General features: G+C 63.8%; 12 protein-coding genes. 6 read left to right on the forward strand and 6 right to left on the reverse strand.

From position 1 onward, the window contains the following. The first annotated feature begins 24 nt into the window (after positions 1-24). From QN358_RS14975 to QN358_RS14985, 3 genes are read left to right on the forward strand one after another with little or no spacing between them, the layout of a single operon-like run. On the forward strand, positions 25-1089 hold the full coding sequence (locus QN358_RS14975; RefSeq protein WP_323512833.1) for a hypothetical protein: 1065 nt from the start codon (positions 25-27) through the stop codon (positions 1087-1089). A 59-nt stretch (positions 1090-1148) separates the two neighbouring features. Continuing rightward, entirely contained in the window at positions 1149-1856 is a 708-nt protein-coding gene (locus QN358_RS14980; RefSeq protein WP_136643347.1) for a hypothetical protein, read from the forward strand. Positions 1857-1870: 14 nt separating this feature from the next. Next, complete coding sequence (locus tag QN358_RS14985; RefSeq protein ID WP_136643348.1) at positions 1871-2179, forward strand: hypothetical protein; 309 nt, start codon at positions 1871-1873, stop codon at positions 2177-2179. A gap of 98 nt (positions 2180-2277) precedes the next feature. Here QN358_RS14985 and QN358_RS14990 read toward each other — a convergent pair whose 3' ends face one another. After that, positions 2278-2646 (reverse strand): DoxX family protein, encoded by a 369-nt coding sequence (locus QN358_RS14990; RefSeq protein ID WP_136643349.1) that lies wholly within the window; start codon positions 2644-2646, stop codon positions 2278-2280. 149 nt (positions 2647-2795) lie between these two features. Between QN358_RS14990 and QN358_RS14995 the strand changes: the two genes are divergently transcribed. Together QN358_RS14995 and QN358_RS15000 are read left to right on the forward strand one after the other, a co-directional pair. After that, positions 2796-3263: a MarR family winged helix-turn-helix transcriptional regulator gene (locus QN358_RS14995; protein ID WP_136643350.1), complete on the forward strand. Its 468-nt coding sequence runs from the start codon at positions 2796-2798 to the stop codon at positions 3261-3263. Between the two features lie 57 nt (positions 3264-3320). Then, complete coding sequence (locus tag QN358_RS15000) at positions 3321-4121, forward strand: DNA adenine methylase (RefSeq protein WP_136643351.1); 801 nt, start codon at positions 3321-3323, stop codon at positions 4119-4121. A gap of 275 nt (positions 4122-4396) precedes the next feature. Here the strand turns inward: QN358_RS15000 and QN358_RS15005 are convergent, their stop codons facing one another. Continuing rightward, entirely contained in the window at positions 4397-5260 is an 864-nt protein-coding gene (locus tag QN358_RS15005) for an Fpg/Nei family DNA glycosylase (protein WP_136643352.1), read from the reverse strand. 135 nt (positions 5261-5395) lie between these two features. Between QN358_RS15005 and QN358_RS15010 the strand changes: the two genes are divergently transcribed. After that, positions 5396-7246, forward strand: coding sequence for an EAL domain-containing protein (locus QN358_RS15010; protein ID WP_136643353.1), 1851 nt, complete (start codon positions 5396-5398; stop codon positions 7244-7246). A gap of 78 nt (positions 7247-7324) precedes the next feature. Here QN358_RS15010 and QN358_RS15015 read toward each other — a convergent pair whose 3' ends face one another. From QN358_RS15015 to QN358_RS15030, 4 genes are all read right to left on the reverse strand, one after another. Continuing rightward, positions 7325-8323: an LLM class flavin-dependent oxidoreductase gene (locus QN358_RS15015; protein ID WP_136643354.1), complete on the reverse strand. Its 999-nt coding sequence runs from the start codon at positions 8321-8323 to the stop codon at positions 7325-7327. Positions 8324-8422: 99 nt separating this feature from the next. Further along, positions 8423-9439, reverse strand: a complete 1017-nt coding sequence (gene fgd / locus QN358_RS15020) for a glucose-6-phosphate dehydrogenase (coenzyme-F420) (protein WP_201799347.1) — start codon at positions 9437-9439, stop codon at positions 8423-8425. A 69-nt stretch (positions 9440-9508) separates the two neighbouring features. Continuing rightward, positions 9509-9865 (reverse strand): protealysin inhibitor emfourin, encoded by a 357-nt coding sequence (locus tag QN358_RS15025; RefSeq protein ID WP_323512835.1) that lies wholly within the window; start codon positions 9863-9865, stop codon positions 9509-9511. Continuing rightward, positions 9849-10946, reverse strand: coding sequence for a M4 family metallopeptidase (locus tag QN358_RS15030; RefSeq protein WP_136643357.1), 1098 nt, complete (start codon positions 10944-10946; stop codon positions 9849-9851). The genes QN358_RS15025 and QN358_RS15030 overlap by 17 nt, the downstream gene beginning before the upstream one ends. Positions 10947-11209 lie beyond the last annotated feature (263 nt).

Raw genomic sequence — 11209 nt, forward strand, 5'->3', positions numbered from 1 at the left:
CGACACCAGGGGAGAGCGGCAGCGATGACGTCAGGGGTATGGGGAGCAGACGCAGGTGAACTGCGCGCTCTGGCGAAAGATATGAGCGCCACGGCGGCGCAGTTGGCGAACGTTCTGAGCACGTTGACCGTGCAGATCAACACGACTGAAGCCTGGAAGGGCCCCGACGCCGAGGGGTTTCGGCAGCGTTGGAACACCACCCACCGAAGCTCGCTACTGGGTGCGAATTCGATTCTCTCTGCTGCCGCGACAGCGCTCGTGCAGAACGCCGCCCAACAGGAGAATGCGAGTGCCGCAGACGGGGCATCCGGCCTGCCGGGTGGTTCGAATGGTGGGGCGGGTGGATGGCCGGGGTCAGATTCGGGTGCGGGGGGCGCGGGTGGGGGCACGGCCCCCGTGCCGGGGCTCAGCCCCACGCAGAACAGCTTGCTGAAAGACCTTCTGACGAACCCTGGGCTATTGGCAACCGGAGGCGTGTTCAACGACCTCGCTGTCGTCGATCTGTTCAACAGCCTCACCCAGCTGCGGCTGGGCGGCGAATTCAGCTCGCTGCAGGGGGCGTTGAACTTCAACAAGTTCGCCTCGGGGTTCAATTCACTGAACGATTTTCTCAGCGGCGAGAATTGGGGCGAGCTGACGCAGGGACTCAGCAACGTGCTCGGCGACAGCGCGCTCGCAGGCAAGGTGGGGTCGGCCGCCGAGTTTCTCGGTTCGGCTGGCAAGGTGCTCGGCCCCGTCGGAGCGGTGCTCGGCGTGGTCAGCGTGGGAACCGACATTGCAAAGAAAGACTATGGGAGGGCAGGGTACGACGGTGTAGCGGCGGGGCTCGGAATCGCGGCCCTCGTCACACCGCCGCCGGCTGACCTCGCGCTCGGTCTCGCGTCGGGCGGCATGGCCCTCGGGGCGGCGCTCTACGACAATGTGCCCGTCTTTCACGATGCAGCGGATGCCACGGGGGAGGCCATCGGCACAGCGGCTCACGCCACGGGGGAGGCCATCGGTGCAGGGGCCGAGGCGGTGGCCCACGGTGCCGAAGATTTCGCTGACGGCGTGGCCGAGACGGCGAAGAAATTCTGGCCGTTCGGATGAAGACGATCACGAACGTGCACCCCAATGAACCCGCACGACCACGAACGGAGCAGCAGCCCATGACGAACACCACGACCGCGTGGCACACCCCCCGAGAGGCGCCCTCCGCCGCGCCAGAGGGCGACACCGCGACCTTCGGTGCGGCCGAGGTCGCCTACGCCGTCTCGCTCACCGACGGGGTGCAACGGCAGCAGGCCGTTGCGTTTCTGCAGATCGACGAAGCATTTCTCACCGACCAGATCGCGGCGCTGGGCGCCTCGAGCCTGCTGGCACGCGGCGAACTGAGCATTGAAGGAGACGTTCTCATCGCTTCGGGTGCCGTGCGTCTGTTGACGGCGGTTCTGCAGACGGCCGTGCGCTGGACAGAGATCGCCCTGGTGAACGATGACGGAACCGAGGCGGCACTGTATCTTCAGTCACCCGCCCTCTCGGTCTTCCTGCAGCCCGCCGCGATGAGTACGTGGGTCATGGTGGTGAAAGACCCCGCAGCGGCGGACAGCGCAGTTCTCGCGCAGCTCATCGAGAGCAACCGGGCCCGTCGCCCTCTGGGTACGGCGTACCTGGGCACAGAGACAGCCGGTTCGGCCAAGAACCATCTGTTTGTTCGCGCGGCCGAAGGGCGACCTGCTGAACCGCAGGCCTGGCAGGTCGCCGATGTGCCGAGCAACACCGATCCGAACAGTTTCATCGGCGACGCGGGCGATGACGTCGGCACCGCTGAGCTCGTCGGTAGGCTCGCCGAATTCGTTCGGTTGCCCGGCGCATGAGTGTGCCCCCGAGCGTGCCGTCGCCACCTGTTCCGCCTGAGCCCTTCGCCTGGATGAGCAAGAACGACCCAGCGGGCCGGTTCAAAATTACCCTGAAGAGCCCAGCCAGCGAGGCGGTGACGGGCACGCTGCTCATTGTGGCGGGCATACTGTTCGCTGCCCTGCTTCTGGCCGATGCCTCGGGTGTGACCATCGCGCTCGCGGTGGGGCTCTTCATCATCTTCGCCGGCTTCGGCGTGCTTCTGCTCGTTATGGCGGTGGCCCGGCGGCGCTGGATGAAGGCGTACGCGCACGGGAACGGTCACCCGCCGTCGCTCGGTTGATGAACTTTGTGAGCCGTTCGTCAACCGAGGTCGTCACGAAGACGGCCGGATGCCCGTGCCCCACCCACTCGACAGGCGAGAGGCGTTCCTGTGTCGGGCTAACGGACAACCACGATGAAGCCAAGGATGGCGGTTGCTAACGCAACGATGGCGAGCACGATCGGAGCGACAACAGATTCGTGGCGACGAATGTGGACGACAATCGCACCGAACATAAGGGCAACGAGGCAAAGACCTGCTATCGGACTCAGCACGGCCGCTATTCCCGTCAGCGGTGGGAGTACGAGCCCAAGAGCGCCAACCACTTCGGCGAGGCCGATCAGCTTCACAACGGGAGGGGCGAAATCATCGACCCAACCCATTCCGGCGTGCTTCAGTGCAGGTGCGGGACGAAACAGTTTCATGAAACCTGCGGCGAGAAAGGCGAGAGCAGCCAGGGCGGCGACTATCCAAAAGACAATGAGCATGAGGGAACTCCGCTGTTTCATAAACGAGATGGTTAAAAGACCCGAGCAAATAGCTCGAGTACCTATTGGTTGAACGGGCAAGTAATATCATCGAGCTTGTTTGTTGCCTTGTCAAGTAAAAGGCGGGTGTTTTCACTTAGACTAGAAGAATGCAAAAAGGTGAAACCCGATGGTTGACCGACCTGGAGGCTGCAGCATGGATACCACTCCTCTCAACAGCAATGCGCTTACCAGCGGCGCTAGATCAACAACTGCAAGCCGACGCAGGCCTCAGTAATTTCGAGTATGGCGTCATGGCCGCACTCAGCATGCGGGCAGAAAAGACCATGCGGATGAGTGAATTGGCTCGAGTGGCAAACAGCACGCTTCCGCGCCTTTCGAAGGTTATCGACAGGCTCGACCGGAATGGTTGGGTCGTTCGCCGTCCTGATCCCACTGACGGACGCTCTACTCTCGCCACGCTCACCAGGCTCGGTGTCGAAAAGGTGAGCGCTACCGCTCCGGGTCACGTCGCCCGCGTTCGCCACCTCGTCTTCGATCAGATCACTCCCGCGCAGGTGCGTCAACTTGGTGCGATTATGACGAAATTGTCAGCAGCACTCGGACACGAGGCGTGAAGAATGTTGCGATATCCCAAGGGGTGATGCGTTGACCGCAGTTCGTAGAGTGAAACCATGAGCTCCGGCGTCAAACGCATCAATCCGCCCTATCTCTTCGGGGGCAAGCGGCGAGTGGCTGACTTTGTGGTGCCTTCTTCGCCCGAGTGGTTCGGTGGGTACGTGGAGCCCTTTCTGGGCAGCGGCGCGTCGGCGATCGCACTGATGCAGGGGCATCCGGAAGCCTCGTTCACCCTCAACAGCCCGTCAGAACACGTCGTCGACGTCTGGCTGGCAGTGCAATACGAGAGCAAGGCCCTCATCGCGCTCATGAGGGAGCACCGCGCCCTGCACAGCGCGGGCCATTTTGCGGCCGTACGGAGGTGGGATGCCGAGGGTGAACTGCCTCAGAAGACTCTCATCGAGCGGGCCGCCCGCTTCGTGTACCTCACGGCAACGAACCCTGGCGGGGGCTACCCGGTCGATGAGAGCGGCCTGTCGACGGCGTCGTTCGGTCAGGCGCCGGTGGCATTCGACGAGGCGAATCTGCGGGCGCTGGCCGGGCTGCTGGCCGACAGAGATGTGCGGCTGTCGTCGGTACCGGCCTTCGAGCTCGTGCCGCAGATACGAGACGAAGACCTCGTTCTCGTCGACACGACCGCGGCGCCGGATGCCCTGACCGACCGCGAGCTCAAGAGCCTGCTGGGCACACTGACGGCCAGGGGCGCGTACCTGCTGGTCACGGCGCCGACGGATGCCCGCGCGGCCCTCTTCGACAGCTGGAACACCCTCACCCGGGTCAGCGACCACCCCGACGGCGAACGCCTCTGGGGCAACGGCACACTCGAACGCGCGCTGCGATTGCACGGTGCGCCGTGAAGTGTGGTACTGTTTTCGACGCGAGCTTGACCGCTTACGCGGAAGCAGCATGGGGTGGCATATCTGCTCCCTGTTCAACCCACGCCGAGGCTTTACCTCGAACTCTTCTGATTCGCAGCACAGTGGAGAGCGTCTCTGATTCTTTGATAACTCGAGGCCTTCTCTGAAAAAGCGCCGATCACAACGTTCGACGAGCCAAGCGATTTCCTGTCCGGGCTGACGGAACAGGAAATCGCAGGCAGGGTTCTCCGGCGGCACTCACCCTCTTCGGCTGGTCATTTCAGCAGCCGAGACAGCACCCGGTCGGCAAGCAGTTTGCCGCCGGTCTGGCATGTCGGGCAGTACTGCAGGGTCGAGTCGGCGAAGATCACCTGGCGAACGGTGTCACCACACACCGGGCACGCCTCACCCGTGCGACCATGCACCTGCATACCCACCTTCTTCTCCCGTTTGAGGTCGGCGGCACCCAACCCGTCGGCCCTGGCGATCGCGCCACGAAGCGTCGACTGCAGCACGTCGAACAGCCGGGCCACCTCGTCGTCGCTCATCATTGCGGGCTTGAACGGCGACATCTTGGCAGTGTGCAGTATCTCGTCGGAATAGGCGTTACCAATGCCCGCGATGACGGACTGGTTGCGCAGCACACCCTTGATCTGCGACCGCCCGGCACGGCTCAGGATGCCCGCGAACACCGGCAGCGTGAATCCGGGGTCGAGCGGGTCGGGTCCCAGGCGCGTGATTGCGGGTACGTCAACCACCTCGCGCACGACCGAGATCGAGAGGCTCTTCTTTGTGCCCGCCTCGGTGATGTCGAACCCGGTGCCGTCATCGAGCACGAGTCGCGCAGCGAGCGCCGATTTGCCCGGGCGGCCGCTGGGTGGTGGCGGGGGAGTGTCGCGCCAGCGCATCCAGCCGGCCTTGGCGAGATGGATGACCAGATGGAGGTCGCCGATGCGCAGATCGAGAAATTTTCCGTGTCGGGAGACCTCGCCGACGGTGTGCCCGGAGAGGGCCGAGACCGGCGGATCGAACGTCTTCAGCGCCGCGAACGACAGAATGTCGACGCGGTCTACGGTACGCCCGATGAGGCGGGCACCGAGGTCGGCGACGAGGGCGTGAACTTCTGGCAACTCTGGCATTTGTCAAGTCTCCGCTAGAAATCTGCTGCAGTGAAGCCGCAATATCGCGTGCATGACGACGAACCGATACCGTGGTGACAGAGCAAGTGCTGTATCGCGGGCAGTTGCATCGGGTCGACAGGTGAGGGCACTATCGTGAGCGACACCACAGACAGGGCCCAATTCGCTTTTCGGTCACGCGTGGTGCAGATTCTGGCCATCGAAACCGGCGTTCGGTACGGTTTTTTTGCTCTGTTCGTCGACATTCAGCCCGACTGGGTGCGGCTCGTACTCGGTGCCATTGGCCTGGTTTCGCTCATCGTGTCATTCCAGGTGCGAAAACAAGACCTCACCTCTCACATTCCCGGGCGCGTGCTCATCGTGGCCGCCATGTTCGCTGTGTCTCTCGTGGCTCTGGTTGTCACCTCGTCAGACCTGGCCGTCATTGCGTCGTTCTCGCTGCTCGGGCTCACCATGTCGGCGATCGCGCTCGACGAATACCGCGCCGGCACCGTGATCGGGGTCGTGGGTACCGTGCTTGCCCTGGTGGTGATGGCGCTTCGAAGTTCGACGCCCATTGCCCCTGCGTTGATCTACCTGGGCCTCGTCGTCACGGGTGTGTTTCTCATCATCAGGCTGCGCCAGTTTCTCGAACTCGCTCGCGACGATGCAATCACGCTGGCGCACACTGATCCGCTGACAGGCCTTCTGAACCGGCGGGGGATGGAACTCGAAGTACCGCGGCTCGATGCGCTTGCTCGGAGCACCGGCCGGCTGCTGGGTTGCCTCGTTCTCGACCTCGATCACTTCAAGACCGTCAATGACAGACTCGGGCACCGCACCGGCGACCAGGTTCTGCAGCGCACGGCTCTGGCGCTCAAGGCGACGATTCGAGAGAACGACCTCGCTGTTCGTACCGGCGGAGAAGAGTTCGCCATCTTCGCGGTCGTGGCCGCCGCCGACGAGCTCGCCCAGCTGGCGGAGCGCCTGCGCCGCCAGCTCGCTGAGCCGACGGTCGAACCGCGAGTGACCGTGAGCATCGGCGGGGCAGTGGGCGCCGGCGCGACGGCCAGCGACATCTCGGCCCTGTTCGAGCTTGCCGACCGCGTGCTCTACACCGCTAAAAAGGCGGGCCGCAACACTGTGCGTATGCACGGCATGCTGCCGCCTCGACCACTCGTCGGATTCGACGCGTACGGCCAGCCAGCTCCTCCAACGCTCTACCCGGGAGACATCCTGGCCGGTATCGAGAACCACTCCGTATTCGTGGTCTACCAGCCCATCGTGAAACTCGACTCAGAGACCATCGTCGGCTACGAGGCACTCGCTCGCCTGGTGACGCCCGACGGTGTGAACGTCAGCCCGCCGATGCTCATCACCGAGGCCCGCGAGCACGGTCTGCTCGATGCCCTGACGATGGACATCATCAGCGAGGCCTACGAGGCAATGGAATCGTTTCTTGCGATTCAGCCTCACGCCGACACTCTGCACGTGAACATCGAAGCGCCCCAGATTGCCTCGATCAAACTCATCGAGCACATCAAACTGATGCAGAGTACTCACCCCTCAGTGAAACTGCGGCTCGAGTTCACCGAAGCATCGATCGCCGACCTCGACGCCGCGTCGCTCGCCCACATGACGGCACTCACCCGCGACGGTATCGACTTCGCTCTCGACGACTACGGCCAAGACCATGCGACCGCGGCTGCCCTGCTGAGTCTTCCGCTTCACACGGTCAAAATCGACAAAGTGTTTCTCGCCGACGAAGGCAACAACCGTCACAAGATCATTCTGAGCTCGGTGGCCGACCTGGTGACCGACCTCGAGATGCAGACCATTGTCGAAGGGGTCGAGACACAGATCGGCCACCAGACCCTGCTCGATCTGGGAATCCAGCACGCGCAGGGCTACCTCTACGGGCGGCCGGCTACGGCTGACGACACCGTCGAGCGGCTGAAGCAGTCAGGGTTGACCATGTGGATTCAGCCAGAGTCAGGGCATCCGTAAGCCTCGACAGACCGCTGACGGTGTTCAGGCTCCTGACGGCGCCCGGACTCCTGACGGCGCTCAGACCCGAGGTTCTGCTCAGACGGCTGCTCCGAGCAGTGCCCCCGCGGTCAACTCGACGGAGCGCAGGCGGTCGGCAATCGTGGGCGACTGGTGGGCGACGATGAGCTCGTCGGCATCGATCGACGACGCGAAGTTCTCGAGAAAGACGCGCACGTCGTCTGCCGTGCCCGCTGCCGAGTACCGCATCATGTTCGCAATCTGGCGGCCATTGGGCGTCGTGAGAAAAACGTCGATCTGCTCGTCGCTGTAGTCGGGCGTGGCAGGGCCGCGCGAAAGCATTCCGCGAACCCTGGCCCGGCGGGTGACGTCGAACTGGCGCTGGGCATCGGCCGGGTCGTCGGCCGCGATGACATTTGCACCGGCGATGACGTACGGCGTGTCGAGCTGTTCGGAGGCAACGAACTCACGGCGGTAGACCGCCACGGCTTCGTGCAGGGCATCCGGTGAGAAATGCGACGCGAAAGCGTACGGCAGGCCGAGGGCCGCGGCCAGCTGCGCACCGAACAACGACGAGCCGAGAATGTACAGGGGCACGCGAGTGGATGCCCGGGGCACTGCCTGCACGCCCTCGATCACCGACTCACCGTTCAGATACCCCTGCAGCTCGAGAACGTCTTGAGGAAACGTGTCGGCAGACGTTGCGTCGCGGCGCATCGCCCGCATGGTGAGCTGATCACTGCCCGGAGCGCGCCCGAGGCCGAGGTCGATGCGGCCCGGATACAGCGTCTCGAGGGTGCCGAACTGCTCGGCGATGGCGAGAGGAGCGTGATTCGGCAGCATGATGCCGCCGGAGCCCAGGCGAATGGTGGAGGTCTGCGCGGCGACGTGGCCGATGAGCACGCTCGTCGCGCTCGAGGCGATCGTGGCCATGTTGTGGTGCTCGGCGTACCAGACGCGCGTGTAGCCGTGCTTCTCGGCGTGCTGGGCGAGGGTCACACTCGCGGCGAAGGTTTCGCGCGCGGTTTCACCGGCGGCGATGGGTGCGAGATCAAGAATCGAGAGAGCAAGTGACATGCTCTTCTCAACCCCTGACGCACAGGATTCGTTCCCGAATGGGTGAATTCTGCGCGGCAGCGGCAGCTTCTGTGTCAGCGACGACTTCTGTGTCAGCGGTCAGGCGCGCAGCCGCGGTGCCAGGTCTCGCTCGAAGTCGGCGAGGAAGCGGCGTTGGTCGCTGCCAGGGGCGTGGAACACGAGGTGGTTGAAGCCTGCGGCCACGTACTCGTTGATCTTCGCGACAGTCTCATCGGGGTCGGAGCCAACGATCCAGCGCGTGGCGACCTGCTCGATGGGCAGGGCGTCAGCCGCATTCTCCATCTCGATCGGATCCGTGAGGTCGTGCTTCTGCTCAGCCGAGAGCGACAACGGTGCCCAGAAACGGGTGTTCTCGAGGGCGGCGGCCGGGTCGGTGTCGTATGAGAGCTTGATCTCGATCATCCGGTCGATGCTCGACGCATCACGGCCGACCTTCTCGGCGCCCGCCTCGACGGCCGGCAGTAGCTTCTCGGTGTAGAGATCCATGCCCTTGCCCGAGGTGCAGATGAAGCCATCACCCGCGCGGCCGGCGTAGCCCGCCACCAGTGGGCCGCCGGCGGCGATGTACACCGGGATGCCCCCCTCGGGCCGATCGTAGATGCTCGCGTCATGCGTGCTGTAGTACTCGCCATCGAAGTTCACGCGGTCTTCGCTCCAGAGTGCTCGCATCAGGTCGACCGCCTCGCGCAGCCGCGCGTAGCGCTCTTTGAACTCGGGCCAGTCTTGCGCGCCCGCGCCGCGGAACCCCGTGGCGATCTCGTTGAGCGCTTCGCCCGTGCCGACACCCAGCATGATGCGCCCCGGGTAGAGGCAACCCAGCGTGGCGAAGGCCTGCGCCAGAACGGCCGGGTTGTAGCGGAACGTCGGCGTCATCACCGAGGTGCCGATCTGAACCTTTGAGGTGCGCTCGCCGACCGCCGTCATCCACGCCAGAGAGAACGGGGCATGACCGCCGGTGTGCCGCCACGGTTGAAAGTGGTCACTGACCACAACGCTCTCAAAGCCGTGCTCTTCGGCTGACACCGCAAGTTCGATGAGTTCGCGCGGTGCGAACTGTTCGGCAGAGGCCTTGTAACCGAGTTTCAGAGGTAGCACAGTGATCAATTCTCCGTTTGCTGGTAGAAGATGGCGCATCGGGTCGGTGGGGCAAGCCCCACCTTTACTCTAAGCGTCGGTGCCTGGGTTCTGCGCTGGCGTCGGGTTGTCTGCCGCGTCGCGCACGCTCTCTACGAGGGTGCGCCATGGCCCGGTCAGAGCGTTCTCGGGTACCGTCGCCTCGTGCTCGACCTGAGCGTTCAACAGCACGCGGATTCGGTAGACGAAACGGTCTGGTTCGATGGCGGCCGGCCGGGCATCCGGTGCCTGTGTCGACCAGGGAAGCTCGCCCAACAGGCTCAACCAACGGGCAGACTCGTCTTCGGTGCTGGGGGAGGCCTGCCAGCTATGCTTCAGTCCCGCGAACCCGCCCGAGCGCACGACGATGACCGTCAACGTGGGTTGCGGGTCAGTGGGCGGAATCACCCCTCAAGACTCCCACTTTCGCCCAGGCGGCGCTAACAGCACTCGTCTCGGTCGAGTCGGCGCCGAAACGTTTCGTCGAGGCCGTGACGGTGGCCGCTGCGAACTCGGCAAAATCGGCAGTTGGTGAAAGCGGCCCGGTGATGGTGTCGAACCAGACCTGCCCGGCACTCAGCCAAGCGAAACCGCCCAGAGTCGTCGACGCAATCGCGAAGGCCCGGTTCGGGATGCCCGAATTGAGATGAACGCCGCCGTTGTCGTCGCTCGTTTCGACATAGTGCGCCATGTCTGCGGGCTGAGGATCTCTGCCCAACACCGGATCGTCGTACGCTGTTCCCGGAGCCAGCATCGACCGCAACGCCCTGCCCTTCACCGCGGCGGTGAACAAGCCCTCTCCGATGAGCCACGATGCATCGGCCGCCGTCTGCTTCTTCAGATGCTGTTCGACCAGTGCCCCCATCACATCGGAGAACGATTCGTTCAGCGCGCCCGATTGGCCCTCGTACGCGAGCCCTGCAGTGAACTGGGTGACACCGTGCGTGAGCTCGTGGCCGATGACCGAAACCGATGCGGTGAACCGCCCGAACACCTCGCCTTCGCCATCGCCGAAGACCATTCGCTCGCCGTTCCAGTAGGCATTGTCGTAGTCGTGCCCGTAGTGCACCGTGGCGAGGAGCGGCAGCCCTTTGTCGTCGATGGAGTTTCGGCCGAACGCTTCTTGGTAGAGAGCGAAGGTGGCGCCGAGGGCATCGTATGCCTCGTTCGCAGCTGCATCGGCCGGGGCCGGGCCGCCCTCTACCCGTACCTGCGTGCCGGGCAGGTCTTCGCTGTTCTTGGCATCGAAGACGGTTCGGTGGGGCTGAGGCGCTCGGGTGAGGTTATGGGGCGTACCTGCGGTGGGCGAGCTGGGCACGGCCCTGATTGGGGCTGTGTGCGGTGAGGCCGAGCGTGCTTCACGCGCGTCGCGCAGAGGTATGTCGCTGACCAAGGCACGTTCGGCAGCAGCGGCAGCACGGGGCATCGCGCTCTCGCCGGCCTGGGCGATGCGGGCCAACAGATAGGGCGGAACTATCGACTGAATCATGGGCAGAACTCTACGCCGCAGCTCCGACACTCCCCGGGGTATGGCCCCGACTGTGACGATGACGGTGGCCGGTGCTGGGGTCAAGATACATCCGCAGAGCACGACCGGGTATGAATATGAGGCATTCGAATCTTTCTCAAAAGTTTTTTGAGATTCTTTTTTGTGGGGGTCGATTTGGGCCCTAAATGTTGAGTGAATGTCAGTGGTTGGTGGTTGACTTGGGTCATGAACGAATCGGCCCTACCTTCTGACCCGGCGTACGA

This window comes from Subtercola sp. RTI3, assembly GCF_035018625.1.
In the GTDB taxonomy this organism is placed as follows: Bacteria; Actinomycetota; Actinomycetes; order Actinomycetales; family Microbacteriaceae; genus Subtercola; species Subtercola vilae.

What these genes read in the sequence shown, in the direction of transcription:
- QN358_RS14975 (WP_323512833.1), top strand. Translation starts at nt 25, where the DNA reads ATGACGTCAGGGGTATGGGGAGCAGACGCAGGTGAACTGCGCGCTCTG.
- QN358_RS14980 (WP_136643347.1), top strand. Translation starts at nt 1,149, where the DNA reads ATGACGAACACCACGACCGCGTGGCACACCCCCCGAGAGGCGCCCTCC.
- QN358_RS14990 (WP_136643349.1), bottom strand. Translation starts at nt 2,646, where the DNA reads ATGCTCATTGTCTTTTGGATAGTCGCCGCCCTGGCTGCTCTCGCCTTT.
- QN358_RS14995 (WP_136643350.1), top strand. Translation starts at nt 2,796, where the DNA reads ATGCAAAAAGGTGAAACCCGATGGTTGACCGACCTGGAGGCTGCAGCA.
- QN358_RS15000 (WP_136643351.1), top strand. Translation starts at nt 3,321, where the DNA reads ATGAGCTCCGGCGTCAAACGCATCAATCCGCCCTATCTCTTCGGGGGC.
- QN358_RS15005 (WP_136643352.1), bottom strand. Translation starts at nt 5,260, where the DNA reads ATGCCAGAGTTGCCAGAAGTTCACGCCCTCGTCGCCGACCTCGGTGCC.
- QN358_RS15015 (WP_136643354.1), bottom strand. Translation starts at nt 8,323, where the DNA reads ATGTCACTTGCTCTCTCGATTCTTGATCTCGCACCCATCGCCGCCGGT.
- QN358_RS15030 (WP_136643357.1), bottom strand. Translation starts at nt 10,946, where the DNA reads ATGATTCAGTCGATAGTTCCGCCCTATCTGTTGGCCCGCATCGCCCAG.